This window comes from Methylomonas sp. HYX-M1 (genome assembly GCF_040741385.1).
In the GTDB taxonomy this organism is placed as follows: Bacteria; Pseudomonadota; Gammaproteobacteria; order Methylococcales; family Methylomonadaceae; genus Methylomonas; species Methylomonas rhizoryzae.
The window spans coordinates 2,034,757-2,060,827 of record NZ_CP160405.1; the positions used below are offsets into that span (position 1 = coordinate 2,034,757).

The 26,071-nt window shown below is 51.5% G+C and carries 30 protein-coding genes; 22 read left to right on the forward strand and 8 right to left on the reverse strand.

Annotated features, from left to right (window positions below):
- Positions 1–219: 219 nt before the first annotated feature.
- The 4 genes from AB0A83_RS09330 (at position 220) to thiE (ending at position 4,292) form a co-directional block, all read left to right on the forward strand.
- Complete coding sequence (locus AB0A83_RS09330; protein ID WP_150051900.1) at positions 220–720, forward strand: transcriptional repressor; 501 nt, start codon at positions 220–222, stop codon at positions 718–720.
- A gap of 211 nt (positions 721–931) precedes the next feature.
- A complete protein-coding gene (locus AB0A83_RS09335) occupies positions 932–2,896 on the forward strand; it encodes a BRCT domain-containing protein (protein WP_367156071.1) in 1,965 nt (654 codons plus the stop codon).
- Positions 2,893–3,675, forward strand: a complete 783-nt coding sequence (locus AB0A83_RS09340; RefSeq protein ID WP_367156072.1) for a hydroxymethylpyrimidine/phosphomethylpyrimidine kinase — start codon at positions 2,893–2,895, stop codon at positions 3,673–3,675. The genes AB0A83_RS09335 and AB0A83_RS09340 overlap by 4 nt, the downstream gene beginning before the upstream one ends.
- The gene (thiE, locus tag AB0A83_RS09345) at positions 3,672–4,292 is read left to right on the forward strand and encodes a thiamine phosphate synthase (RefSeq protein ID WP_150048035.1); all 621 of its coding nucleotides are present in this window, start codon (positions 3,672–3,674) and stop codon (positions 4,290–4,292) included. Before AB0A83_RS09340 ends, thiE begins: the two co-directional genes overlap by 4 nt.
- Positions 4,293–4,366: 74 nt before the next feature.
- Here the strand turns inward: thiE and AB0A83_RS09350 are convergent, their stop codons facing one another.
- Positions 4,367–5,404: a hypothetical protein gene (locus AB0A83_RS09350; protein WP_367156073.1), complete on the reverse strand. Its 1,038-nt coding sequence runs from the start codon at positions 5,402–5,404 to the stop codon at positions 4,367–4,369.
- 50 nt (positions 5,405–5,454) lie between these two features.
- Complete coding sequence (locus AB0A83_RS09355) at positions 5,455–6,084, reverse strand: hypothetical protein (protein ID WP_367156075.1); 630 nt, start codon at positions 6,082–6,084, stop codon at positions 5,455–5,457.
- Positions 6,085–6,405: 321 nt separating this feature from the next.
- On the opposite strand from AB0A83_RS09355, the gene AB0A83_RS09360 reads away from it, so the two are divergent.
- Complete coding sequence (locus tag AB0A83_RS09360; RefSeq protein WP_150048038.1) at positions 6,406–7,437, forward strand: helix-turn-helix transcriptional regulator; 1,032 nt, start codon at positions 6,406–6,408, stop codon at positions 7,435–7,437.
- A 34-nt stretch (positions 7,438–7,471) separates the two neighbouring features.
- On the opposite strand, the gene AB0A83_RS09365 is transcribed toward AB0A83_RS09360, so the two are convergent.
- Genes AB0A83_RS09365 through AB0A83_RS09375 form a run of 3 tightly spaced genes read right to left on the reverse strand, consistent with a single transcriptional unit; the run spans position 7,472 to position 10,107 of the window.
- The gene (locus AB0A83_RS09365; protein ID WP_367156076.1) at positions 7,472–9,031 is read right to left on the reverse strand and encodes an SPOR domain-containing protein; all 1,560 of its coding nucleotides are present in this window, start codon (positions 9,029–9,031) and stop codon (positions 7,472–7,474) included.
- Between the two features lie 45 nt (positions 9,032–9,076).
- Positions 9,077–9,808 (reverse strand): class I SAM-dependent methyltransferase, encoded by a 732-nt coding sequence (locus AB0A83_RS09370; protein ID WP_150048040.1) that lies wholly within the window; start codon positions 9,806–9,808, stop codon positions 9,077–9,079.
- Positions 9,805–10,107, reverse strand: coding sequence for a DUF1244 domain-containing protein (locus AB0A83_RS09375; protein ID WP_150048041.1), 303 nt, complete (start codon positions 10,105–10,107; stop codon positions 9,805–9,807). The genes AB0A83_RS09370 and AB0A83_RS09375 overlap by 4 nt, the downstream gene beginning before the upstream one ends.
- Positions 10,108–10,226: 119 nt before the next feature.
- Between AB0A83_RS09375 and AB0A83_RS09380 the strand changes: the two genes are divergently transcribed.
- From AB0A83_RS09380 to AB0A83_RS09400, 5 genes are all read left to right on the forward strand, one after another.
- Positions 10,227–10,550 carry a hypothetical protein gene (locus AB0A83_RS09380; RefSeq protein WP_367156077.1) on the forward strand — a complete coding sequence of 108 codons (324 nt, stop codon included), beginning with the start codon at positions 10,227–10,229 and terminating at the stop codon, positions 10,548–10,550.
- A gap of 84 nt (positions 10,551–10,634) precedes the next feature.
- Complete coding sequence (locus AB0A83_RS09385) at positions 10,635–11,180, forward strand: septation protein A (RefSeq protein ID WP_150048043.1); 546 nt, start codon at positions 10,635–10,637, stop codon at positions 11,178–11,180.
- On the forward strand, positions 11,180–11,482 hold the full coding sequence (locus AB0A83_RS09390) for a YciI family protein (protein WP_150048044.1): 303 nt from the start codon (positions 11,180–11,182) through the stop codon (positions 11,480–11,482). Before AB0A83_RS09385 ends, AB0A83_RS09390 begins: the two co-directional genes overlap by 1 nt.
- The gene (locus AB0A83_RS09395) at positions 11,479–11,754 is read left to right on the forward strand and encodes a BolA family transcriptional regulator (protein ID WP_150048045.1); all 276 of its coding nucleotides are present in this window, start codon (positions 11,479–11,481) and stop codon (positions 11,752–11,754) included. The genes AB0A83_RS09390 and AB0A83_RS09395 overlap by 4 nt, the downstream gene beginning before the upstream one ends.
- 4 nt (positions 11,755–11,758) lie before the next feature.
- Positions 11,759–12,766, forward strand: a complete 1,008-nt coding sequence (locus tag AB0A83_RS09400; RefSeq protein ID WP_367156078.1) for a peptidylprolyl isomerase — start codon at positions 11,759–11,761, stop codon at positions 12,764–12,766.
- Between the two features lie 82 nt (positions 12,767–12,848).
- Here AB0A83_RS09400 and AB0A83_RS09405 read toward each other — a convergent pair whose 3' ends face one another.
- Complete coding sequence (locus tag AB0A83_RS09405; protein ID WP_367156079.1) at positions 12,849–13,496, reverse strand: response regulator; 648 nt, start codon at positions 13,494–13,496, stop codon at positions 12,849–12,851.
- Positions 13,493–14,854, reverse strand: coding sequence for a sensor histidine kinase (locus tag AB0A83_RS09410; protein ID WP_367156080.1), 1,362 nt, complete (start codon positions 14,852–14,854; stop codon positions 13,493–13,495). The genes AB0A83_RS09405 and AB0A83_RS09410 overlap by 4 nt, the downstream gene beginning before the upstream one ends.
- A 172-nt stretch (positions 14,855–15,026) precedes the next feature.
- Here AB0A83_RS09410 and AB0A83_RS09415 point away from each other — a divergent pair, with 172 nt between their 5' ends.
- Both AB0A83_RS09415 and AB0A83_RS09420 read left to right on the forward strand, forming a co-directional pair.
- On the forward strand, positions 15,027–15,458 hold the full coding sequence (locus tag AB0A83_RS09415) for a regulator (RefSeq protein ID WP_367156081.1): 432 nt from the start codon (positions 15,027–15,029) through the stop codon (positions 15,456–15,458).
- Between the two features lie 21 nt (positions 15,459–15,479).
- Positions 15,480–15,986, forward strand: a complete 507-nt coding sequence (locus AB0A83_RS09420; RefSeq protein ID WP_150048050.1) for a DUF2380 domain-containing protein — start codon at positions 15,480–15,482, stop codon at positions 15,984–15,986.
- A 50-nt stretch (positions 15,987–16,036) separates the two neighbouring features.
- Here the strand turns inward: AB0A83_RS09420 and AB0A83_RS09425 are convergent, their stop codons facing one another.
- Positions 16,037–16,843: a response regulator gene (locus tag AB0A83_RS09425; RefSeq protein ID WP_150048051.1), complete on the reverse strand. Its 807-nt coding sequence runs from the start codon at positions 16,841–16,843 to the stop codon at positions 16,037–16,039.
- Between the two features lie 52 nt (positions 16,844–16,895).
- Here AB0A83_RS09425 and AB0A83_RS09430 point away from each other — a divergent pair, with 52 nt between their 5' ends.
- The 10 genes from AB0A83_RS09430 (at position 16,896) to AB0A83_RS09475 (ending at position 26,062) form a co-directional block, all read left to right on the forward strand.
- Complete coding sequence (locus AB0A83_RS09430; protein ID WP_150048052.1) at positions 16,896–17,462, forward strand: DUF447 domain-containing protein; 567 nt, start codon at positions 16,896–16,898, stop codon at positions 17,460–17,462.
- Positions 17,459–18,184, forward strand: a complete 726-nt coding sequence (locus tag AB0A83_RS09435) for a (5-formylfuran-3-yl)methyl phosphate synthase (protein ID WP_367156082.1) — start codon at positions 17,459–17,461, stop codon at positions 18,182–18,184. The genes AB0A83_RS09430 and AB0A83_RS09435 overlap by 4 nt, the downstream gene beginning before the upstream one ends.
- Positions 18,185–18,410: 226 nt before the next feature.
- On the forward strand, positions 18,411–19,772 hold the full coding sequence (locus tag AB0A83_RS09440) for a flippase (RefSeq protein ID WP_367156083.1): 1,362 nt from the start codon (positions 18,411–18,413) through the stop codon (positions 19,770–19,772).
- A 133-nt stretch (positions 19,773–19,905) separates the two neighbouring features.
- Entirely contained in the window at positions 19,906–21,075 is a 1,170-nt protein-coding gene (locus AB0A83_RS09445; protein WP_150048054.1) for a DegT/DnrJ/EryC1/StrS aminotransferase family protein, read from the forward strand.
- Complete coding sequence (locus tag AB0A83_RS09450) at positions 21,042–22,025, forward strand: hypothetical protein (protein WP_367156084.1); 984 nt, start codon at positions 21,042–21,044, stop codon at positions 22,023–22,025. The genes AB0A83_RS09445 and AB0A83_RS09450 overlap by 34 nt, the downstream gene beginning before the upstream one ends.
- A 312-nt stretch (positions 22,026–22,337) precedes the next feature.
- On the forward strand, positions 22,338–22,649 hold the full coding sequence (locus tag AB0A83_RS09455; RefSeq protein WP_150048056.1) for a hypothetical protein: 312 nt from the start codon (positions 22,338–22,340) through the stop codon (positions 22,647–22,649).
- Entirely contained in the window at positions 22,646–23,581 is a 936-nt protein-coding gene (locus AB0A83_RS09460) for a ketoacyl-ACP synthase III (protein WP_367156085.1), read from the forward strand. Before AB0A83_RS09455 ends, AB0A83_RS09460 begins: the two co-directional genes overlap by 4 nt.
- Positions 23,581–23,814, forward strand: a complete 234-nt coding sequence (locus AB0A83_RS09465) for an acyl carrier protein (RefSeq protein ID WP_150048058.1) — start codon at positions 23,581–23,583, stop codon at positions 23,812–23,814. The genes AB0A83_RS09460 and AB0A83_RS09465 overlap by 1 nt, the downstream gene beginning before the upstream one ends.
- 52 nt (positions 23,815–23,866) lie before the next feature.
- Entirely contained in the window at positions 23,867–24,538 is a 672-nt protein-coding gene (locus tag AB0A83_RS09470) for a sulfotransferase (RefSeq protein WP_190303294.1), read from the forward strand.
- 66 nt (positions 24,539–24,604) lie between these two features.
- Positions 24,605–26,062 carry a glycosyltransferase gene (locus tag AB0A83_RS09475; RefSeq protein ID WP_367156086.1) on the forward strand — a complete coding sequence of 486 codons (1,458 nt, stop codon included), beginning with the start codon at positions 24,605–24,607 and terminating at the stop codon, positions 26,060–26,062.
- Positions 26,063–26,071: the final 9 nt, after the last annotated feature.

Genomic DNA, 26,071 nt, shown 5'->3' on the forward strand with positions numbered 1-26,071 from the left:
GTATCGAGTGAAATGGGCGTGAGTGGAATGGGGCGCCGGAAGGTGTTTTCCGGACACGGGGTTAATGCAACTCGAAGCGGATTGATTATAATTCCAGCGCTTTATCGGGTTCATGAGATCGGTATTAAGCAAAAATTTGTGCAGCGGAGTTTTACCCTAGGTGAAATATAGAATACGGGCGAATGTTCGCCGGATAAATGAATTGTGTCACTATTTCAAATGATAGACGGTCCTTTTTTTCCGGCCCTTAAGGCCGAACACGATCATGCCAAATGTATCAGCGACGCCTTGTCGGAGGCCGAGCGTCTCTGTTTGGCGCGCGGCGTGCAATTGACGCCTATCCGCTTGAAAGTGTTGGAATTGATTTGGCACAGCCACAAAGCCATTAAGGCTTACGACTTGCTTGATCTCATTCGGCCGATCAACGATGCCGCCAAACCCGCCACGGTGTATAGAGCGTTGGATTTCCTGCTGGAACACGGCCTGATCCACCGTATCGAAAGCTTGAATGCGTTTGTGGGATGCCGGCGTTCCGGAACTCAACACGATCAATTGTTGCTGATTTGCAGATGTTGTCAAAACGTCGAGGAAAGATTGGCGGCGCCGGTCTTTGCCGCATTGGCCGACGAACTCGAACTAGCCGGGTTCAAAGCGCAATACAAAACCTTGGAAATTCAAGGCTTGTGCAAAAATTGCCGAGAGGCGGATGCCGAACGCTGAGGCGCGATGATTGCGCTAAGCTTGATCTAAATCAAAACGATCGGGAGCCGCAACGGTAAAATTAAACCATGTCAATGTTTCCTACCGTTGACATGATCCTCTTGAAAGATAGGTATTTGGGCGGGATTATCCCGCCCTTTTTTATCTATGCCGCCGGGTGCATCGACTATAATGCACCGTCCGCTTTGCCTTCCTTTATATTGCTGCCGCCATGCTGAATCCCAGTCAAAAACAGCTGATTGCCCAGGCTGGTTTGAATTTTTCCCATTTAACCGAATCCGGGTTTTGTGCCATATGTCGGCAGCCTGACTCGGTAGAGTCTTTAAGCGACGCCGAGTTGGTGGAATTTCTGCAATTGGCTAATGCTTTGTACCGAGGCGGCGAACCGGCGGTAAGCGACGCCGACTACGATTTCGTGTTTTTGGCCCAATTGCAAAGCCGGCATCCTGAACATCCCTTATTGGAAAGCGTAGAGCCGGAGCCGGTTTTCGCCGGTAAAACCGTGGATTTGCCGGTTACCATGCTGTCTACCGATAAAGCCTACAGTCTGGAGGAAGTCGAACGATGGGCGGCGAGAATAGAGAAGGCGGCGCAAGAGCGCGCTATGGATTTTGCCGAATTGATCATCAAGGTGACGCCTAAACTGGACGGTTACGCCGCCTACGACGACGGACATACGTTGTATACGCGCGGCGACGGCCGTAAAGGCACCGACATTACCCGCGTGTTCGAGCGCGGCTTGCAAGTTGCCAATCGCGGCGAACGCGGTTTGGGGCAGGGGGAAATCGTAGTCAGTCGCGCCTATTTCGACGCCAAGCTGTCGGCCTTTTTCGACAATCCGCGCAACTTTCAAGCTAGCGTGATAAAAGAAAAGGAACTGGACGAACATGCCGAACAAGCGATTAAGGACGGGGCGGCGGTATTTTATCCCTTCGCATTGTTGCCCGGCTGGCAAGGAAGCTGGCTGGAGTTGCGGGCGAATTTCAACGATATCGTCAAATCGATTTGGCACACGCTGGATTACGACGTCGACGGAGTAATTCTGGAGATCGTCGACGAGGCGCTCAAGCAATATATGGGGGCAACCCGCCATCATCACCGTTGGCAATTGGCTTACAAAGAAAACCTAGCCAGCGCCGAAGTAAGAGTCGTCGACGTGATTCCGCAGACCTCGCGTTCCGGCCGGGTGACGCCGGTAGCGGAATTGGAACCCGTGCGGCTGAGCGGGGCGTTGTTGTCGCGCGCTACCGCGCATCATTACAAAATGGTTTTGGAAAAGGGTATTGGGCCGGGTACTCTGATCCGCTTGGCGCGTTCCGGCGAAGTGATTCCGAAAATAGAACAGGTATTGATTGCAGCCGAGCCCAAGGTTCCCGAACACTGTCCGAGCTGTCGGCATGAATTGATCTGGGACAACGATTACTTGGTGTGTCCCAATAATCTGGCGTGTCCCGCCCAAATTGCCAACAGCATGGAGCATTTTTTTCGGGTATTGAAAAACAACGACGGTTTCGGTGCTGCGACGATCAAAAAGCTTTACGAGGCAGGTATCCGCCGGGTGGACGAAATCTACGCGCTCACTGCCGCGCAATTCGAAGCGATGGGTTTTGGTCCCAAGCAGTCGATTAACCTGGTCGAGCAATTACAGCGCAGCCGCCTGGAAGCGGTCGAAGATTGGCGGTTTTTAGCGGCTTTTGGCGTATTTCGCATGGGGCTGGGCAATTGCGAACGTTTGCTGGCTCATTACCGGTTAAGCGATATTTTTGGATTATCGGAAAACGATATCGTCGGCGTCGAAGGTTTTGCGGAAAAAACCGCAGCGGTTATCACCGAAGGGTTCGCCGCTATCAAACCGTTATTCGACGCGCTGTTGATGATCGGCTTCAATTTGCAAGCAACCCAGCGAGATGCGTCCGGCCCGAGCGGTCGCCCGCTGGCGGGCAAAACCTTGGTGTTCACGGGTACCCTGCATTCCGGCAGCCGCGACGAGTTGAGCAAGCAAGCCAAAGCCAAAGGCGCCAAAGTCGGCAGCTCGGTTTCGGCAAAAACCGATTATCTGGTTGCCGGCGAAAACGTCGGGGCGACAAAATTGAATTCCGCCCGCGACAAAGGCGTGCAAGTGATCAGCGAGCAGGAGTTTCTCGAATTGCTGGCAAGTGAAGGGGAACAAGCATGAGCGAGCGTCCTGTCGTATTGTGTTTTTCCGGTCACGACCCTTGCGGCGGTGCCGGCGTGCAAGCCGATATCGAAGCGATAGTCAGTCACCGCTGCCACGCAGTCAGCGTCATCACTGCATTGACCGAACAGGATACCGGTAACGTTAAACGGCTGTTTCCGCAATCTGCGGAGCATCTATTGGCTCAGGCCCGCACGTTGCTGGCCGATGTTACCGTGTCGGCGATAAAGATCGGTTTGCTCGGTAGCGCCGGGATTGCCGAGGCGGTCGGGGAAATTTTGCAGGAGTGTCCGGGGGTGCCGGTCGTGTTGGATCCGGTTTTGGCCGCCGGCGGTGGCATGGATTTATCCGAACGGCGTTTAATAGAAACGGTGCTAAACCGCTTATTGCCGCTGACTACGATTGTGACCCCCAACAGTCCGGAAGCCAGAAAATTGGCCGGTTTGGATGATTTGCCCGCATGCGGGACATTTTTACAGGATAAAGGCGCAAACTATGTGTTGATCACCGGCACTCACGAAAATAGCGAACAAGTAGACAACCTGTTGTTCATGCCGGACGGCTTACGCGAAGTGTTTCATTGGCAGCGTTTGCCGCACCATTATCACGGATCCGGTTGTACCTTGGCGGCGGCGATTGCCGCTTTGTTGGCGCAGGGCCTGGATGTCTTCAATGCGGTGCTGGAAGCCCAAGACTTTGTCTGGCAGTCTCTGGAAAATGCCTATCGTACCGGACACGGGCAACATAATCCCGATCGTTTGTTTTGGATAGAGCCATGAAATTTCCGGCTCGCGGCTTATACGCAATTACCCAGAGCGAAGGCAAATCCCCAAGCAAAATCCTGGCCGAGGTGGAGGCGGCATTGAAAGGCGGTGCCGCCGTGGTGCAGTACCGGGACAAACATCGGCAAGATGCCGCGGCCTATCGATTAGCGACCGATCTGACCGCTTTGTGCCACGCGTTTCAAGTGCCACTGGTGATTAACGACAGTGTCGATTTGGCGTTGGCGGCCGGTGCCGACGGCGTGCATTTGGGTAAGGAGGACGGCGAACTCCATGAAGCGCGCCGCCGCTTGCCGCCGGGGGCAATTATCGGCGTGTCGTGCTATAACGATTTGCAAAAAGCCGAACAGGCCGCGCGGGCCGGGGCGGACTACGTGGCATTCGGACGTTTTTTTCCGTCCGGTAGCAAACCTCTGGCAACCAAGGCCGAGGTAGAGACGTTGCGGCTGGCCAAACAGCGTTTGTCGCTGCCTATCGTGGCGATAGGCGGGATATTGCCGGACAACGCCGGCCAGCTGTTGCAGGCCGGCGCCGACGTGTTGGCAGTGATAGGCGGATTGTTCGATTACGCACCGGAGCAGGCGGCGCGAGATTATTGTGCGTTATTTACCTAGTGCTTGGTTGAAGATCATTGTTTTGCGTGCCTTTTCTATGACCCATGTCTATGCATGGTGTAGCAAGCCTATTTTCAAACGACACGATGCCTTTGTTGCAAAAGCAAGCTTAAAATACCTGTAACGAACAGCCACACAGACGCGGGTAAAGGGACTGCGGGGACACGGGGATTGTCGGTCGGAGTCAGGCCAATCACTTCCAGTTGTACGCCACCTGTCTGCGACAAGGGGTCTTTAAAGTAAGCGGCACTTTGACCGAATTCACCGTACATTCCCATGGCCAGAGCCATTGAATACATTTCGACGGTAAATTCCTCGCCGACGTCAATACTCGATAAATCCAGTGTGCCCGTGTAAGGATCAAATTTGACCTTATGAAAATGGGAGCCATTTGTTGAATCTGTTTCTTCGGCATAGGTCATCGGCCCGGATTTTTCCAACGAGGTGAAGCTCGGGTAATAAAGGCCGCCATATTGGTCGTGGATGCCTGCATGTTGATGAAATTCGGCAAATGGCTTCTCACCTAATGTAAATTCGTCTGAATTGTCCCAAGCTCTAATGTCGGTTGTGAAATCGGCAATTCCAGTACCAAAGTCAAACTCGGTTTTCAATTCCGCCGCAGTGATCGTGAATTTTAATTGCGCATCGGCACTGTCCTTCCTGAAGCTTTGGATAAAAGTGGTGTCGCTCGCCACCCCCCATATCTCAGGATCTCTGAAGTTCTTATTATATTCTGCATAGGACAAATATAAGCCGGTGTTTTCTACGGCAGCTTGCGATACGCTTTTGGGGGCGTAGTTTCCGTATTCGACCAATTCTCCGGCTATGTTATCTCCATCAAGGTTTTCATCAATGACTTGTCCGGTAGTCTTGGGATCGTTAGGGTTAACTTGACTGGTAAAGTAATGCCGGAACTCTGATGGAATATTCGCCAGGAAAAAGGTTTGCGGTTGAAAACTCACTAAGCCATAGTTGTTAGTTATCATGGTTGGCTTTCCCAGAGGCGTAACGCCGGGTGTCGTTAAAGCCGAGGCGTCGGGAATGTTTCCGCCCAGCATTACTGCCATCGGAATTGCAATTTGTAAGTATTTCGCGTTTTTCTTTAAGGTCATAGTTGTTTCCAAAATTAAAAAGATGCAGTGCTTTAAGAAAACAGTTGAAGCTATTGATTGCGCGGTCCATTGCAATCACATTTTTTGTCCGTCAGACAATCTTCGTAGGCTTTTTGTAAATCGCCGATATTAAAAATCGCCCCGCCCTTGCTGGGATTCACGAAGTTATCCTTGGGATTGGATGGTTCTCCGTTGACGTAAGGGAATTTGATGTCGCTGCACTTATTACCGTCGCGAAGTAAATCGACTTTTACTCGGTGGTTTTGCTTGCAACCGGTGCCTTCGTCATCTATCCATTGACTATCCAGTTCAACCGTCCAGGTTTCGTAAGCGCCGCTGTTGTCCAAAACGCGATGCGGATTACTGGGGCTGCGTGACCCATAGACGTATATCGGGCCGGCGGCGGTCGATAGTTTGTCAATTTTAATGTTGTGATTCGGGCTGGTATTTTTGGCCTTGATCTGGGCCGTGCATTGCTTGGCATTGAACTCGGCCCGGACCGGCATAGCGGATGCCAGACACAGTACGCTCAGCAAACCGAAGGATAATGCCCCTCGTTTAAGCGGCGATAATCCAGCTGGTTTGATCTGGAACGGTAAGTAGGGAATGCCAACATTATCCAGTGGGGAATTGGCAATTCGAATGTTGGAATGTGTTGCCGTTAAAATACGAAAACTCATGATTGTGCTCCTGCATAATTTCACTTTATGTTTTATCGATTGGTTAATTTGGCTGGCACCATTTTTTTAAGATAGTTTTGCCCGTTAGAAAAAAACACCGTAATTTGTTACCGTTTTCATTCTATCTACCGGTGAAATCGCTGCTTATAATTGTTTTTAATGGAAATTTAATATGTAAAAGACTGGACGGTGATCCTATTCGGGATAGATTGCGGTTTTTTTGCTAGGAGTTAAACCGTGCGGACATATAAGCATTTGAAACGCCGACAGGAAAATCATCTGCGTTTGCTCTGTAGTCTAGGTTTGGATTGGAGGGTACTTATGCCGGATTTATTTCAGGCCTTGCGGACCTTAGTGCCATTCCCACAAGCCAGCTTCGTTTGCTATAACGACCGACTGCAAGGCTTGGACGGATTTTCCGATTGGTCTTTTCCCAACGCGGAGGACGTCCAAGCGTTACTGGTTTCCGAGTATTATCAAAAAGACCGTATGCAGGAACTGTTTTTGTCCGGTAGGGAAATCGCTAAGCTGCCGCTGATCAGTCGTTCGGAGCAATGGTTGCGGGTGGGTTGGCATGAGTACCTAGCGCACGAATTTTACCGCTGTATCACCCAGCCTTCACAGATGCATCACCATTTGCATTTAAGGCTGATGAACAAGGATGGCATCATAGGCATTTTGACCATCAACAGACCCAGCAGCGAAGCTGGTTTTAGCAAGTCCGAAGAAGATACCCTATGGCGGCTGATCCCATTTTTGACTCGTGCGATGGAGCAACCTGTTAGCGAATGGCGGAACAATTGGGTAGATGTCGAGCAGGGGTTGATTGTTTTCGAATCCGCTAAAGTCTTGTATGCGGACGGTTTGGCGCCCAAACTCCTGGATTATGCCTTGGAGCGTCGCCAGCAAACCGGCCGTGGTTGGTATATCCCTCCCCTTAACCCGCTCTTGCAGCAGATTCTGAAAACCTTGGCAGAAAAACTGCCTGCCCGGATTGACGATGATGCGGATGCCGAACCGGCTATCGTTCGTCGGTGTAATCGTTGGGGACGTTTCGAGTTCAGAGCGCGATGGTTGGAAGCTGCGGCAGTCGGCAAAAGCGGTATTTATGCCGCTACTATACATCGCTTGGCACCGTTGCCGCTTTGCTTTTCAATCGGCTTGAAAAATCAGCCGCTATCCTTACGCGAGTCTCAAGTAGCCTTGGCTCTGGCACTGGGCGATTCCCATGCCAAGATTGCCGACAAATTGAATATCAGCGAACGTACAGTGATTGGCCATTCGCAACATATTTATAACAAGTTGAAGGTAGCCAACCGAGTGGAATTGGTGGCGGCATTGATTAGCGGCTAGTTACGCCGAGGATGTAAACAATATGGCGGCGGGGTTAGTTTTTAACCTTGGCGACCCACACCGAGTCCAAATTCAAGGTCTTTTTGATTTTCGCCGCGTAGGCCGCCGCATCGTATTGGCTGTTAAAGCCGTCTACGCTGAGCCTATACCAAACTTCACCCTTGTTTTCGGTCTTGCTGACCTTGGCCGGCACGCCTTTGCCGGCGTATTCCTCCGCCTTCCGTTTGGCATACCAGTCTTGTTTGAAAGCGATGAGATTCACCGCCCAGTTTTCCGGCTCCGGAGCCGGTTTTTTCGGCGCCGGTTTAGCCGCCGCCGTTACCGGTTTGCCTTTTTCCAGCGCGGCAATCTTGTTTTGCAACGATTCGATGGCGGCGCCCATTTGCATGTCTTGATCGTTTAATTTGGCAAATTGATCGCCCAGTTCGCCGACCGGTTTATCCGCCCCGCTGCCGGCGGGTAACAATTTGCTAAGTTCGGCGATTTGCTGGGAATTGACGCTATTGGTTCTAGCCAATTCGTCCAGTTGGTTGCGCAACATTTCTTTCTCGGCGGCGTCGGCGGCCGGTGCGGCGACTACCTGAGCCTGTAGCGCCTGGTAGGCTTCGACTACTTGTCCGACTTGCGCTTTAGCCACGTAGCCCTGATAACCCAGACTGCCGCCTACTATCAAGGCCAATACGGCCAAGCCGTTGGCGACATAGGCGGAAACCGGTTTTTTTTCCAGTAATTGATCGATGTTGCGCTTGGCTTTACGTTGTTCGCTTTGTAGTTTTTCCAAGTCTTCCAGGCACGAGTGCAACTCTTCTTTGTCGCTTTTTAGATGTAGGTCCTGGGTGATATGTAGCTGTTTTTGCTTGAGTTCTTGTAGTTGTTTTTCCAGGCCGGCGATGATTCCGGCGTAATCTACCGACGGCGCAATTGGCGGATTAGGCGGGGTATTTTCGGCGCGAGGGAGGTTAGACGCCGCCGGAATTTGCGGGACTTGCGGCTGGTCTGGTTCAAACGATGCGGGTTCCTCCGCCGAGTCGTCGAATTCGGCAACGATGTCTTCTGTCTCGGCCGACTCGGGCTCAGCGGCTGCAACAATCTCCTCGGCCGTTAGCGCTAACTCGGCTGCGTCTCGGGATGAGGCTGCCGCGCTTGGCCGGTCGTCTGCGGTAATGTCGAAGTCGGCCATTAGAAAATCGGCATTGTCTTCGGCCGTAACCTCAGTATTGTGGGAAAATTCGTCGATCTCGACCATTTGCTCCAAGACGTCGTCGGCTTCCCGGGCTCGAAAGGCTGCTGAGTTTGGTTGCGGCGGTGTTTCGTCAAGCATGTCGTCCAAGTCTTCGCCGAATTCGTCGTATTCCGGATCATCGATAGTCCGGCTGCCGGCCGGGACATCGGCTTGTGCCGGGATGTCCTCTTCGAAGGCGGGTTCATCGGCGGCACTAAAGGCGTTTTCGTCCAACAAGCGATCGATGGCATCGCTATCGTCCGCCAAAGACGCCTTGGGCAGATCGGCGTCATCCAGGTTGAACATGGAGTCTAAGTCGTCGGCGAAGTCGTCGGCCGATTTGGAACCTGATTTGTCTAGCTTTTCGGCCATGGTGAACCTCGTACCTTAACTTCGCCGGGAGATGGCGGCGACGGATTACTTGATAGCGGTTATCAGCGCGTTGACGTCGTGGCGCAATTTCAATTCCGGGTTTCGAAAGCCGGCTTGTTTCAGCTGAGCCAATGCAACCCCCTCCCGCATAATGTGGTTTTCCGATTCGTCGTTGAATAAATGGATGATCCAGTGTTCCAACAAATCCAAGCGGTTGATTTCCGTTAATACTTTGAAATAACCCGCGACCTCGTTTTGGGTGTTGCGCGTATGCGCCGCAGCATCGTCCAGCGCGTACCGATCGCCGTTGACGAATAATCCGCCCGGCTTCAGCACCCGGTATATTTCCGGAATAACGGCCGCACGATAATCGGCCGCAAAATTGTGCAGGGTATAGGCCGAAGCAATCGCGTCCGCGCCGGCATTCGGCAACGCGCGTAATGCGGTTAGCGCGTCGTTCATGCAGAACTCCAGGCGGCCGCTTTGCTCCCAGGCATGTAAACTTTGCTTGGCTTGATCTTGCATGGTGGCTGCGCTGTCTATGCTGTATACCCGGGTGTTATTGCAGGCGGTTAATAGCGACAAGGTGGTTATGCCGGTACCGCCGCCCAACTCGACGATAAGCTGCGGTTGTTGCCGAGTTTCGCAATATTTCCCGATTTCCAAGCCCACTAAACGGCTCATTTCAGCCGCGTAAGGACAAATCAACTTCAGCATTTGATATTCCTGGCCGATGATGCCGGTGAACATCGAATCGTAATGGTTATCGGCTGTCATGATTGAGATTTTAGTTTTTGTTTGGCGTCGTAGGCGGCTTGTTGTTCCGGGGTCGCTTCGGTTTGGAAACGGGACTTCCATTCGCTGTAGGGCATGCCGTAGACGACTTCGCGGGCCGTTTCGTAATCGATGTCCAGACCGCGTTCCCGGGCGGCCGCGGCGTACCACTTCGCCAAGCAATTGCGGCAAAAATCCGCCAAAATCATTAAGTCGATGTTTTGGACCTCAGGGTGCTGTTGCAGGTGTTTGATCAGGCTGCGGAAGGTAGCGGCTTCCAGTTCGACGGCTGGTTCTTGCATGTTATGGCTCCCATCGTAAAAGCGGGCATTCTAGCAGCAAAGTATTTCCGCTCATGTACATTTAGCGATATTCTCACTACAATTGGCCTCCCGATCGACAGCTCTGCCGACAGCGAATTGTGAACCCCATCATCCACAGCTCATCGTTGACTCCGTACGCTGCCGGGTATTTGAAGGCGGAACAAACGGGTGCGGGGAAAAATCAGAACGGCGCCGTTAGCGATCCTAACGCAGTCGCGCAGCCGGGCAGTCAGCTGGTACCCGCTTCTACGCCGGATCAAATCAAAAATGCCTTGGAAAAGGCCGGTTTAAGCCAGGAAGACGGTTATTCTCAATCCAATCCGAAAGCGCGCAAAGCCGTATCGGCTTACAACCAAATCCGCGATCAAGCGGCATTGACGCAGCTCGAACAGACGATAACCCGTGTCGATTATTACGCGTGAACAGCTAAATCATGCCTTGCTACCGCGTTTTACAGCTTCTCAGCTAATTTACTAGATAATTAATCCATCTTTCATACAGTACTAATGAAGCCTATTTTAGAATTCTTCCCGATTATTCTGTTTTTTATAACTTATAAGTGGTACGACATTTATATCGCTACAGGCGTTGTCATTGCCGCGACCGTCGTGCAAGTGGCGATTTACTGGCTGTTATATCGTAAAGTGGAAACCATGCAGTGGATTACGCTGGGGTTGATTTTGGTGATGGGCGGAGCAACCCTGTATTTGCAGGACGAGCAATTTATCAAATGGAAGCTGACCATCATCGAATGGTTGTTCGGTGCAGCATTTTTAACCAGTCAATTCATCGGCAACAAAACCTTTATCGAACGCATGATGGGAGCGAGTTTGACGTTGCCTGCGGTTATCTGGAAACGCTTGAACGTAAGTTGGGCATTGTTTTTTATCGGGGTCGGTTGCTTGAATCTATACGTGATGAACCATTACGATACCGACGCTTGGGTTAACTTCAAAACATTCGGGGTTCCCGGTTTGATGTTGGTTTTCATCGTCGTGCAGATGATTTTCTTGTATAAGTATGCGCCTGAAGAAACAGAGGTGAAAAAATAATGCTGTATGCGATCGTGGGTGAAGACGTACCGAATAGTTTGGAGCGTCGTTTGGCGGCTAGGCCGGATCATTTGGCCCGTCTCACCGCTTTGCAAAGCCAGGGACGCTTGGTTCTGGCCGGTCCGTTTCCCGCCATCGACGGCGAGGAACCGGGCGCGGCGGGATTTTCCGGTAGCCTTATCGTTGCCGAGTTTTCCAGCTTAAGCGAGGCTAGGCAATGGGCCGATCAAGATCCTTATCTGACTGCCGGCGTATACGCCGGTGTAACCGTTAAACCTTTCAAACAAGTATTGCCAAAATGACAGCAAATTCCATCAAACAGCTACTCGATCAAGCGCTTAAACCTGAATTAATTGAAATCATCGACGATAGCGCCGCGCATGCCGGTCACGGCGGCAATCAGCGCGGCGGCGGACATTTCAATGTCACCGTCGTTTCCGACCAGTTCGAAGGTAAGTCGCTGGTACAAAGACATCAATTAGTTTATCGAATTCTCGGCGACATGATGAAAGAGGAGATTCATGCCCTGGGTATCAACGCGTTAACCCCCTCAGAAAATAACAAAGGAAATTAACTACATGAAACTGAAATTTATCCCATTAATTTTGGCCGGCGTTGCGTTGTTGCCGGGTTGTTCAGAAGATAAGAACAAGGATGCCTCAACCGCCCCAGTGGTAGCCAGAGAAGACGCCGTTGCGTCGGTAAACGGTGTTTATATCAGCAAAAAAACCTTGGCGACTTTGGAAAAAGAGATCGCGGAACGTAGCCAAGGCCAGAGTTTTCCAAAAGAGCAATTATTGGAAGAACTCATTCAACGCGAGCTGTTGATTCAACAAGCGCTGCAAAAGCAATTGGACAAGTCGCCGGAAGTGATGGAGCGCATGGAGACGGTCAAAAATTCGCTGTTGTCGCAAGCCGCTCTGCAGGACTATTTGAAAGCCAATCCGGTTACCGACGACGAAATCAAAGCCGAATACGATTCTAAAATGGCCAACATGGGCGAGGAATATAAAGCCAGCCATATTTTGGTCAAAACCGAAGACGAAGCGAAAAAATTAATCGCCGACCTGGAAAAAGGCGGGAATTTTCAAGAACTGGCTAAAAAGCACTCCATCGATCCCATGGGGTCCGAAGGTGGGGATTTAGGCTGGTTTACCGCAGACCGCATGGTGCCGCCGTTCTCTGAAGCCGTGATTGCGTTACAAAACGGTCAATTCAGCAAACAGCCGGTGCAAACTCAATTCGGTTGGCATGTCATTCTGCGGGAAGACTCCAGAGCATTGACGCCGCCGCCGTTCGATGCGGTCAAAGAACAAATCAGGCCGATGCTGCAACGGCAAAAAGCACAAAACATGATAGAAAATTTGCGTAAAACCGCGAAGGTTGAAGTGTTGTTGCCACCCGAGCCGGCTCCGCAAACTCCCGCTCCGGCCGCACCGGAACCGGCCACTAGCACAGCGCCCGCGGATAGCGCGGCCCCGGCCGAGTCCGGTGTAGAAGGTTCGTCGCAACCAGCGGCTCCGGAGGTTATTCCACCGGCGGAAGAGCCGCAATCCGGCGCGGAAAAAGCGCAACCTGCCGAATAACGACGGCTTAGGGTAGGGGAAAGCTATTCCTCTACCCGTTCTCTTCAAACCCTATTCCGGCACGGAGTCGGTTCAACCCGCGCTAGTCGCACTCGAGCAAATCGATCAGGTTTAGTTTTAAGGCAAATCGGGTCAACTCGATGTCGCTGGCGACATCCAATTTGCGCTTAATCAAATAGTGGCTGTTGCCGACTGTCTTAGCGCTGATATGCAGGCGCTCGGCGATAGTCTGATGCGAGTAACCTGCGATTAACAAGCGCAAAATTTCGAATTCGCGTACGCTTAGCCGTTCGAGGTTTAGCTTATCATGACCGATTTTTTCCATGGCCAGTGCTTGTGCAACATCAGGGCTCAATGCCGGTTTCCCGCGGTTGACGTCTAAGATGGCATTGACCAAAATTTCCGGCGAGCTACTTTTGCTGACGTAGCCCAAGGCACCGGCTCTGGTGGCTTGTAGGGCAAACGCCGGCTTGACGTGCATACTGAAGGCCAAAATTCTGGCTGCCGGTTCGGCCTGCTTGATGCGAGAGATCGCCGTCAATCCGCTGACTCCGGGCATGGCCACGTCTATCACTGCAACATCCGGACTGTGTTGGCGGTACAGTAGATACGCACTGTCACCGTCGCCGGCTTGTGCGACGATTTGCATGCCTTGGTGTTGATCCAGCAGGGTGCGATAGCCCTCGCGCACGATGGGGTGATCGTCCGCCAATAAAATGCGAATGCTCATCCGCTCGCTCCGGAGCTGGATACCGGCAAGCGGATTTCCACTATCAAACCGTGCGGTTGCGCCAGAGATAACGCCATTTGTCCTTGCAGCGTCCGCACCCGTTCTTTGATGCCGATCAGACCTATGCCGTCGGAAATAGGCAAAGGCAGCTTCGCCGCGACCCCGTCGTCCTGAATGCGTAGTTTGACTTGCCCGATGCCGACGTCCAGTTCCACCTCGACGTGTTTTGCCTCGGCATGTTTAACGATATTGGTTAAGCATTCTTGGGCCGTCCGTAACAGCGTGACCGCTATTTCGTTGGCAATAGGCATGCAGTCGCCGTGTATTTTCAAGGTATATTCGGTTTGGGTAGCGCAAATCGGCTTCCATTCGTCGATTATGCTGCGTAAATTGCCGGCTAGCCCTAAATGTTCCAGTTCCAAAGGCCGCAGGCGCCGTAAGGTTTCGCGCAAGCTCGCCATTAAACGATTCGAATAGCGGTTGATTTGCTCGGCTTGGATGCCGACTTGGGCGTGCTTGTCGGCGGGTAGGCGCTTGAGTGATGCGGCAACCGCATTGATCGCGGTCAAGCATTGCCCGAATTCGTCATGCAGTTCGTGTGCAAGACTAGTCCGTTCTTGTTCTTGTACGGCCATGAGTTGGCCTATCAGACGCTGCCGCTGTTGCTGCAATTGTTGTTGACTTTCCGCAAAGCGGTTGAATGCACCGGCTATGATTTGCCATTCGGTTTGCTTGAAAGCGGGTAGGCGTTGAGCGGCGAGCTCTTGGTATTGCCAACGTTCTAAGTTAGCGGCGATAGTGCGGGCCGGAGCGAAGATTCGATTGATGCTGATAAAAATCATGATGCCGGCCGCGATGATGCTGCTTGCCGAGAGTTGTAGCAAGCCGGCGATTTGCTGCCAGGCTCGCTCGATGAGGGTGGTGCTATCCGCCCACACTTGCAGCTCGGCGACTGCGCGCCGGTTTACGGCCAACTTTTTGCCAAGTGGGGCATCGGGATGAAACAGCCATTGATAAGCGCGGGTAAAAGCGGCGGGCACCTCAGCGGCGTGCGCTACGGCTCCGTTACATAGATATTTGACCGATTCCGAGCGGTAATCGCTTAACTTGATGCAAATGCCGGCCGCGGGGCTGCTCTGTTTCCATACCTCGAAATCCGGAAACGGTCGGTTATTGCCTAATCCCGAACGCTCGCGGTTGAGTTGCAGCGCCAATTGTGCCGTCAGCGTGTCGGCGATGCGCTCGAGTTCCGCTCTTTGTTGCCGGTGACTGTCGTACAGCGTATAGGCGGCGATGCCGCTCAAGCACAATAGGCTCACCGCGGCGATTCGGCTACATAGGTGTAATTGCAGATTCATAACCTACCTGGAATGAGTGGCTCAGCGGCGATTTTAGAAAGTTAGCGCATCTTTGAATATTGCCGGCAGCCTATCGGGCAAATTGCCCGTGTTTAGAAGGAGGATTTCGGCTTACGAATACAGGGCATTCGCTTAATCTGTCGCTGAATTCTTAATCAACCGGGAGCAACAGATGAACGAATTTACGTTCGACGACAGCCGAATCGATTGGCAAACCTTAGACGGTTTCGAGTATTTACACTATCGGATTTTAAACATCGACCCCGTGCACGGGGTGATAGACGTGTTATTCAAGTTTGCCGCCGGCCGGCAGATCGTGTTGCACCGGCACAAAGTGCTAAACCATACCTTGGTGATTCAAGGCGAGCATCGTTTGTATACGCCGTCCGGAGACCTGAAGGAAGTGCGCCCTCAAGGCAGTTACACGGTGAGTCCGGCTAGCGATGAGCCGCATCGGGAAGGCGGCGGTGCTATCGATGCGATAGTGCTGTTTAGCATACGCGGCACGGACTCAGTATTTTATCAAATATTGGACGACGAGCAGCAGTTGATAGCCGAGTTGGGTTGGCAGCAATTCGCCGACCTTTATCACGCACAAATTTAGTTCGCTAGCTAGGCAGGCTATATGAAAGCTTTTATCGGAGCGAAGATAGCGGCGATTATTATCGCGTTCCATGCTGTTGTCGGTTACGCGGGTGCCGAACCGCGCATCGCGGTGTTGAATTTCGAATTGCGCGATTATTCGGCGTTACCGTACCGCGAAGCGGAAAGAACGCGAGTGTCGGCTATACGTCCCATGCTGGAACGCAGGTTGGTCGAGGAGGGCATTGCGCGATCGACTGTTGTGCCGATAGAGGAATGGAACGCTGCCAACCCGAGTGTCGGTTATCTATTCGCACACAACGATGCCGCGGCAGACTTCGGCCGCAAGCTACAAACGGATTGGTTGGTGGTAGGCCAGCTCAGTAAATTGAGCGATATGGTTTCTTATCTGTTAGTGCATGTGGTAGACGTCCATAACCGGCGGTTGAGCGCGGATTATGCGCTGGAGCTGAAAGGCAGCCATGCCGGGGTGTTGCAACAAGGCATAAAACGGATAGGTTCGCAAATAACCCGTGTCGTAGCCGAATAAACCGGATAGCCGGGTGAGTTCGCTCGCGTAGCAATACGAGCGTAAGCAGCTTAGCCGGCTTCCAAAACCCGGTAAAGCATTTCCTTGACAGTTTGCGGATTGAAGGGTTTATCGCAGATCCCGGAGACGCCGGCTTTGTACACGTTGCTCAAGCGGGTCTCGTTGTCTTCGCTGGTCACCATTAATATCGGAATCAAGGTGTTGCCCAGGTCTTGCCGGATGTATTGAATCATGGCTTGGCCGTCCATGACAGGCATGTTGAAATCGGTGACGATCAAATCGAACGCATATTGGTCTTGGGCGAAAAGCTCCGCCCCCTGTTTGCCGTCTACTGCCTGGGTAATATTTTGAATCCCCATGTTGTTCAGAACCCGGCAAATATGTTTGCGGGCCAAAGCGCTGTCGTCCACTACCAATACCCGGATATTGTCGATGTCGTAGTGTTCCAGATTGATTTCTTGGGGGTCTATGAATTCTATCGTGGAGCGTAGCGCGTGTTTTAAATCCTCGTGGGCGAACGGTTTGGGCAGTATCGCCACGACGCCGGCTTGGCGAATGGTGTCCAGCACGTTAAAGCTGGTTTCGCTGGATACCAGCATGAACGGAATATGCTGTAAGGTTTCGTCGTGTTTGATGTGTTCCACCAATTCTATGGCGGTCATGTCGGGCAAATACAAGCTACTGATGATCAAATCCGGCCGGTGGAATTTCAAATTTTCCAGGGCGGCCGCGCCACTGGCCGCACCTTCGATACGGCTGATGCCTTCGCTTTTCAAATGCTGCAATATGACTTTCAGTTGAACGGTCGACGGCTCAATCAATAAAATTGCCAGATCGTGGATGTTGATGCTCTGCATGTAATGTTATTCTTTATTAATTGATTCTATGGAAGAGTAACCAATTTTTCGAATGATACAAGAAATACTAGTGACTAGTGTCGGTGCTTGCGGTACCGCGCATATCGCTCCGATGGGCGTTCATCTGGTGGAAAACCGTTTTCATATCTTGCCGTTCAAGCCTGCGGCCACCTTGGACAATATTTTAGCGACCCGATCCGCCGTGATTAATTGTTGTGACGACGTACGCATATTTGCCGGTTGTTTGACCGGCCGGCGCGATTGGCCGCTACAGCCGGCGGAATACGTGAAAGGCTATTATTTAACCAATACCTTGGCCCATACCGAATTGGAGTTGGAAGCCGTGGAAGACGACCCGGTCAGGCCGAGGTTGATCTGTCGTCCGGTTTATACCGTCAATCATCGGCCTTTCAAAGGATTCAACCGCGCCCAGTTTGCCGTGCTGGAAGCGGCGATTTTAATCAGCCGCTTGAATCTGTTGCCGTGGGACAAAGTCATGTCGGAATTGGCTTATTTGAAAATCGGTTTGGAAAAATGTGCGGGCGACAAGGAACGGCAGGCTTGGGAATGGTTGATGGAAGCGATAGAACACCATCGACAAAACACGGTGGCCTTATGACCGGCATGCTGGCGAGCGTTAACAGTCTGGACGAGGCGTTGCTGGTAGCACCGCTAGGAGTGGACATCATCGATTTGAAACAACCGGCACATGGCGCATTGGGCGCTTTGCCGGTAGCCGAAGTGGCACGCATCGTTACCGGTTTGCCCGCGGCTTGCGTCGTTAGTGCTACCGTCGGCGATTTGCCGATGGAACCGGCGGTATTGTTGCCTGCGGTGCAGGCCATGGCCGAGACCGGGGTGGATTTTATCAAAATCGGCTTTTTTCCCGGCGGTGATTGGCAAGCCTGTCTTACCGCTTTGTCTGCCGTGACCGAGCGACGCATTGCATTGGTCGCCGTATTGTTCGCCGACTCGCAACCGGACTTTGGCATCATTGCGCAATTACGTCAGGCCAGCTTTCGCGGGGTGATGTTGGATACTGCGGACAAGCGGCACGGTTCTTTGACCGAGGCGATGGATTTTGCCGCGCTACAGAAATTTACCGAAATTGCCCGCAATTACCATTTGCTTACCGGTTTGGCCGGTTCGCTCAAAGTCTCGGACATAAGCAATTTATTGCCCTTGCAAGCCGATTATCTGGGATTTCGCGGGGCGCTGTGCCTTTCGGATTGTCGTACCGAAAGCGTTGATGCTTCTAAAGTTATCGAAATTAAGAGCTTATTGCCTTCATTTTACCGAGCCGGCGCGAGCCTTTGTGGTCGCCATGCGGCTGAAAGATGAACATTATTAGCGGGTTTTCGTTGTTCTGACGTTCCATGCTCGACCGATTGTGGTCCAGCGATGGCTCGCGTTGTGTTGTTGAGTCCGCTGCGTTAGAATTTTCCGTTGCCTGCTCAGCAAGAAAGCATGAAATATCCAGTAACTAAAATTCCGTATTGTCAATTGCCGCTCACGAATAGGGTGTATCACCGCTTGCTACTCGATTTGTTGTTTCGGAATCAATAAATTGATAAACAAAATCCAAGCTTTTTTGGGGCGTAGTGCGCTGAGCAGAGAATTGTCGCTAAATGCAATGGGCAGCGTGTTAGTCAAATTAGGCGGCACCGGCTTAGCATTGTTGCTGACGATGTTGCTCGCTCGAGTAATGGGGGCCGAGGGTTACGGAATTTATTCCTATGCATTGTCATTAGTGCTTCTATTGACGGTGCCTGCGCAATTAGGTCTGCCGAATTTGTTGGTACGCGAAACGGCAAAGGCTCAAGCTAATGAAGACTGGCAGATCATGCGGGGGTTGTGGCGCTGGTCGACTGGGTTGGCCGGATTGCTGTCGGTATTAATTGCGGCCGTCGCCTGGGCGGTGCTGATCGTCTGGGCAGACTCGTTTAATCCCGAACAGAGAGCGACTTTGGTGCCAGCGTTATTACTGATACCTTTTATTACTTTGGGAAATTTGCGCGACAGTGCTTTACGCGGATTGCGTCACGTGGTTTTAGGTCAATTGTCTGAAACAGTGCTGCGCCCCGGCCTATTGTTAATCGTTTTGTTGATACTAGGATGGGTTTGGCAGGATTACCGCTTTACTTCCGCCCAAGTCATGGGGGTAAATTGCGCCGCGGCGGGCGCGGCATTTGTCATTATTTCGTTTTTGTTGAATCGGAAAACCCCGTCCGCTTTCTTGGACAGCCCACCTTGTTACCATAGTGGGCAATGGCTTAGGTCTGCATTGCCGTTAGCTTTTGTGGTCGGTATGTTCATGATCAACCAGCATGTATCGGTGTTGATTTTGGGCTACGTGTGTACGCCGACAGAGGTTGGGGTATTCAAAGTCGCTATTTCACTATCAAGCGTGGTGATATTCGCCTTACAAACCATCAATGCCATTTTGGCACCCTATTACGCCCGATTTTATACGCAGCGGGATATGCAGCGCTTACAGCGCTTGGTGATGTTGAGCAGTAGGGCCGTGTTGGCCTTTAGTTTGCCGGTAGTAGCGGTTTTAATAATATTTGGCGAATGGCTTTTGCAACATCTCTTCGGTCACGATTATGTCGTCGGCTATCAGGCCATGGTGATTTTAGCCCTTGGACAATTGGTCAACGCCGCTAGTGGTTCCGTGGCGTTGCTGTTGAATATGACGGGGCATGAACGGGACACGGCCAAGGTAATTGCATTGTTTGCCGTTTTGAATGTCGGTTTGAACACGGTATTGATACCCGTACTGGGTCTAATCGGCGCTGCTTGGGCATCCGCCGTCAGCACTACCTTGTGGAATCTGGTGCTGTTGTGGTTTGTTTATCGGCGTTTAGGCGTTGTGTCTTTTGCCTGGGCGCCATCTAAAATATTTTCCCGCAGTCAATCGAATTCTTAAGCGGTTTAACGTTTGTGTGGAAAACTTGAACTTCGGTCTTTGTTCTATCTCGTTTCGTCTGTTGCCTGTCGCTTTGCTGCTGGCTATAAATTGTTGAGTAACCTATTTTGCATTTTGCCAGCCGCCTGTGATCATGAAACCAATTAGGAGCATAACCGACCTTGCTATAAACGGCGCCGCACCTGCGTTCGATAGCCCTTTGCACGTAGGGCGACCCAATATCGGCAGTAAACAGGCTTTTCTGGATTATGTTGACGACATATTCGAGCGAAGGTGGTTCAGCAACAATGGACCGTTGTTACAAGCGTTCGAGCAGCGTGTTGCCGATTTTCTGCAGGTGAAACATTGCGTGGCGATGTGTAATGGCACGGTTGCCCTTGAAATTGCAATTCGCGCTCTCGGTCTTAGTGGCGAAGTCATTATTCCGTCTTATACCTTTATTGCCACCGCGCATGCCCTGCATTGGCAAGCCATCACGCCGGTGTTCGCCGATATAGACTCCAAAACGCATACGCTAGACCCGGACGCCGTAAGAAAAATGATTACCCCGCGCACCAGCGGAATTATCGGCGTGCACTTATGGGGGCGCCCGGCGGCAGTCTCCGAATTGCAGGAAATTGCCCAAGAATATCGCCTTAATTTGTTGTTCGACGCTGCACATGCCTTCGGTTGTTCGCATCATGGACAGATGATAGGCAATTTCGGTGCCTGCGAAGTATTGAGCTTTCATGCCACTAAATTTTTTAATACCTTCGAAGGCGGAGCCGTCGTAACCAACGACGATGATTTGGCGGAAACGATGAAACTGATGCGTAATTTTGGTTTTGCCGGATTCGATAATGTCATTTATCCCGGAACCAACGGCAAAATGACTGAAATTTCTGCGGCTATGGGCTTGGTTAATCTGGATGCGATTCAGGAGGTCGTGTCAGTCAACCGACGCAATTACCTGGCGTATTGCGAACAACTCGCGGGTATACCCGGTATCGAGGTAGTGCGTTACGCAGAGTATGAACGCAACAATTACCAGTATGTCGTTGTAGAGGTTACCGAACACAGCGCAGTCGGGCGAGACGAGATCATTGCCGCGCTGCATGCCGAAAATATTCTTGCGCGAAAATACTTTTGGCCCGGATGCCACAACATGCTGCCGTATCGACAGCTGTTCCCCCATGCCGGATTGCTGTTGGCTAATACTAACCAAGTCGCCAATCGAGTAATCGTATTGCCCACGGGTACCGGTGTCGGCCTGGACGAAATTAAGGTGATTTGTTCGGTCATCCGTCTGTTGTTGGAACAATGATGGAATATATCAAGTTAACTCAGCGCCTTTCTGTCGCCTCCATTGTAGATTTGTGCCGCGATATTTTGGCTGGCATCGGTACCGCGGTGCAGTATATCGACGGAGAATCGAACATTTCCGAGATTGCCGGGGTTGCGGACGGACGCTGCGTTGCGGCAAATACCGTGTGTTTTCTCGAGAAAGTGCCGCGGCAAACTTTGCCGGTAGCGCTCAAAAACGCCTTGGTGATTACTCGTCCGGACCTCGTATCTTCATTGACGGGTTGCAATCTTTTGGTTACCGCCGATCCCCGAGCATTGTTCATAGATTTGCTCGATCGGTTGATCGTCTACCCGGGATTCAACAGTTTTTCTTCGATAATCGATGCTGTGCCGATGATTGATCCTGAGGCAGAGATTCATCCGTGTGCAATCATTGAAGACGGTGTCGGCATTGGTGCTGGAACCCGTATTGCGGCCGGTTGTGTGATCAAGCGGGGGACTTTCATAGGCAAAGACGTTACGATTCGAGAAAATACCGTCGTTGGCTGCGACGGGATTGCGCTGTATAAGGCCTTGGATGGCAGGGTATTGCGTTTTCCCCATGTGGCTGGGGTGATCATAGAGGATCAGGTCGAAATCGGCGCCAATTGTGTGTTACCCAGAGGGGCGATGAAATGTTCCCGGGTCGGTAGTCAATCGGTGATCGGCAATCTTTGCAACTTGGGTCATGCGGTGCAGATCGGACGCAAGGTTTGGATGTCGGTAGGCTGCTTGATAGGCGGCAACTCGGTAATCGGCGATGGTAGTTCGTTGGGACTAGGCGTTAATGTCCGGGACAATCTGCAGATTGGTCAAAACTGCTCATTAGGGATGGGGAGCGTGGTGGTCAAAAACCTACCGGATGGAGATTCCGTTTTTGGGAATCCGGCCAAACGCATGCCACGCATCAAGGCCGGACCGGAACGGTAAGTATCAGAGTGAAAATTTATGTTAAATAGCGCGGTGGTCGAATTTACATTTAAAGGTAACCGAACATATGTCCAAGGTCCGGATTTGTTCAACGTGATGTTGGCCGGATTTCCGGATGGGCTCAGGCGGCAGATACGATTTTCCGCGCATGATTTCGTGCATACCCCGAATTGTATGTCACACCTTACGACGGATAAGTCTGATTTAGCGGGGCTTAGCGATATTAAAGCGCGGTGTCAATGCGAACTCGACGGGATTGATTATTGGATGGCATTAACTGCGTTACAAACAGATTCCGCCGTCGGAAAACGGATGCCATACGACGAAGAGCGGGTAACGTCGCAATGTCGAATCGAGGGGGATGGCATTTGGCTGATAGGCGAGAGCCCTTTTAGCTTCATAGAAACCCTGGTGTCGATGAACAAATACCTACACCAGCAATTATTTCCGGATGCGGTCGGAAAATGGATCTTTACCCGTATCGACTTGGATCAGGAGTCTGACGCACAAAGCGGACTGGCATTGCTATTGAAACATAATCTGAACTATCGCCTGACCAAAAGCGAAATCTTGTTGGACGGCAAGCGATTAGGGGATATTTACTTTTCGTTGGTAGCGGCATGATCGGTATTCAAGCCATAGGCACTTATATTCCCGTTCAACGGATCGATAATCGGGAGCGGCTAAGCCAGTTTGCCGTCGATGAAAGTTTTCTGCACGACAAAATCGGTATGTTGCGCTTGGCGGTCAAAGCGGCGGACGAGGAAACTTCCGACTTATGTTGCAAGGCGTTTGCCGATTTGCAGCGAAAAGTCTTGTTCGATTCTGATGAAATCCAATGTATCGTGGTTTGCACACAAAATCCGGATGGGCGCGGCTTACCGCATACTTCGGCCAACGTGCACGGCAAGCTGGGTTTGTCGGACAGCTGCGCCGCGTTTGACATTTCCTTGGGTTGTTCGGGGTTCGTCTACGGTTTGTCGGTGATTCAAGCCTTCATGCAGGCCAATGGATTTGAAAAAGGGATACTGTTTACCGCCGATCCTTATTCCAAAATCATCGATGCGCAAGACAAGAATACCAGTCTGTTGTTCGGCGATGGTGCCACGGCAACGTTGATCGGCGGTCGCCCGTTATGGCAATCCGGCCGTTTCGTATTCGGTAGCCGCGGCTGCGAGTCCAGTGCCATACAAGTGGAAGAAAACGGCAAACTGGCCATGAACGGACGCGGCGTTTTCTCGTTTTCCGCGACCGAGGTACCCAGCAGTATCAGACGGGCCTTATCGGATAATAACCTCACGGAAAACGACGTTGATTGTTATTTGTTACATCAAGGTAGTCGTTACATAGTCGACACTATCGCCAAAAAGTTAGGTGTGGCGCCCGATAAGGTGCCGTTCGGCGCTGCCGATTACGGAAATACCGTATCGTCATCCATTCCATTGCTGCTGAACGAAAGTGCCGCTGACCACCGCATAGTGGTCGTCGCGGGATTTGGCGTCGGTTTGTCTTGGGCTAGCACGGTATTGTTCAAAACTGAAATAGGAGCGGATTAATGAATGTGACCCACGAAGAGCTAATCGTATTATTGGAAAACGTCGGTACCTCAGTCGACCTTGCGCAGCTCAAGGGCGACGAATTGTTAGAGGAGGCTGGGGTGGACTCCTTGGAAGTAATGAATTTTTTATTGGAAGTCGAACAGAAGTTCGGCGTCAAAATTCCGGATGCGGATATCGACAAGTTGAATACGCTTAATGACGTACGCAATTATTTGCAGCAAAAGTCTTAACTGAAGCCATCCTGTCCGGTCAATAATTCAAACGCGAATCCGCCATCAAATCATGAAGGGTAAAATCGATACGGCATTCCATATTGGTTCGGCATGTGTTCGATCAATCGGAAAACGCAAAATCTTCGGTATAGGGAGAAACAAGACCGGCACCAGCTCGCTGACGGTTGCACTGCAATCCCTGGGGTTTGCAGTAGGCCGGCAAATTTGGGGCGAGCGCCTATTGAAAAGCTGGGCTGTGCGGGATTTCAAGCCGATTATTCGGTATTGCCACACCGCACAGGCTTTTCAGGATGTTCCGTTTAGTCTGCCATACACTTTTCAGGCCATGGACATGCGCTTCAAAGGTAGTAAATTCATTCTGACCGTGCGCGACAATCCGGAACAGTGGTACAACTCCTTGACCCGCTTCCACAAAAAAATGTGGGGTGAACAGGTGTTAAGCAGTTTGAGCGAGCTTAAGCACGTGGATTATTGCTATCCGGGGTTTGCTTACGACGCCAGAGCACTGGTGCATGACGTGTCCGAAGACGATCCTTACAACAAGGAAATCCTGATTCGGCATTACAATTTTCATAACGATGTCGTAATGGACTATTTTCGTAATCGCCCGGACGATTTGTTGGTTCTGAATGTCGCCGAAAAAGGGGCGTACAAAAAACTAGGTGATTTTCTGGAAGTTCCTTGTCCGGCGGATGATTTTCCGTGGGAAAATAAGACCTAATTCCAATTCAAACGATTCAACCGAACGGCTGGCCGGATTTTTGCCGCTGATTGACGGAGCAACCCCGTGCAAAAAACTTTCTTGAATATTGGCTGCGGTAGGCAACACATTACCGGCTTCGTCAACATGGATATCGTCAAGCCATACGATAGAAAACTGGATGCGCGTAAAGGCCTACCTTTCCCCGAATGCAGTGTCGACGGCATATATAGCGAGCATTTTTTCGAACATTTGACGCAAGCGGAAGGTTTGGGTTTTTTGCGCGAATGCCGGCGGGTGTTGAAACCCGGCGGCGTAGTGCGAATTGCAATGCCGGATCTGGATGACCTCGTCAGACGCTATACCTCGGAGGACTGGCGCGGTGACGGCGACATGTTCAAACTCGGCTTCGATTGGGTGGAAAATCGTTGCGAGATGATGAATATCGCGATGCGGGAATGGGGACACAAGCACGTTTATAACGAAGAAGAACTGGTCAGAATTGCCCGGTATGCCGGACTCGAACCGATAGGGCGCTGCCGCCACGGTTGCAGCGACATACCCGAGTTGGCAGGCAGGGAGACTCGCAATAGCTCGAAATTGATCATGGAATTCACCTTGCCTGCGCGTTCGTCCGAAAGCCGGCCATTGGTCAGTGTGCTGATTCCAGCCTACCGCGCCGATTATTTTCGGCAAGCGTTAACCAGCGCATTGTCGCAAACCTATTCACATCTGGAAATCATCGTATGCGACGATTCCGCCAACAACAGCATCGAATCAATGACGCGCGAACTTGCGCAACAAGACGGCCGGGTGACCTATATTCGAAACCAGCCGCCGCAGGGTGGTTTGGGCAATTATTTAAACTGCTTTGCCCGAGCTAACGGCGAATTCATCAAGTTTTTGAATGACGACGATGTATTGGAGCCTAACTGCATTGAAAAAATGCTCAACGTATTTGCCGCGCATCCCGGAGTAACCTTGGTGACCTCCAAGCGGGTGTTGATCGATAGCCGGGGAGAACGTTTGCCCGATCTGCCTGCCACTCAACGCTTGTGCCGTGAGGACAGCGAAATGGATGGGATCAGTTGCGCCAATGCGTTGATTGCCGGGCAAATTAATTTTTTAGGCGAGCCTTCCACTGCGATGTTCAGGAAAATCGATTTGGCTTGGGTTAAACCGCACTTTATGAGTATTGGCGGCTTGATAGGGATTGGGGCAGGCGATGTCGCCATGTGGCTTAATTTGTTGGGTAGGGGGAATGGCTACTACATCGCCGAACCGCTCAGTTACTTTCGACTGCACGAACAGCAACGACAACAAGACCCAGCGATTCAGCAACAAGGTCAGCAGACTTGGCGTAAGTTTATTTTTCAGGGGCGCCGCTTGGGTTTGATGCCGCATTTGCTGGTTTGGGGCATTCGTAGCAGATCCGCCGGTTCGAACGTGTGGCGGACCATGCAGATTGTAACGTCGCCGCTATTTCTGATTCAGTTGCGTGGCTATTTCAGGATTGCAAAAGAACGCTATTTGCGTCGAGGATAACGGTCTGCA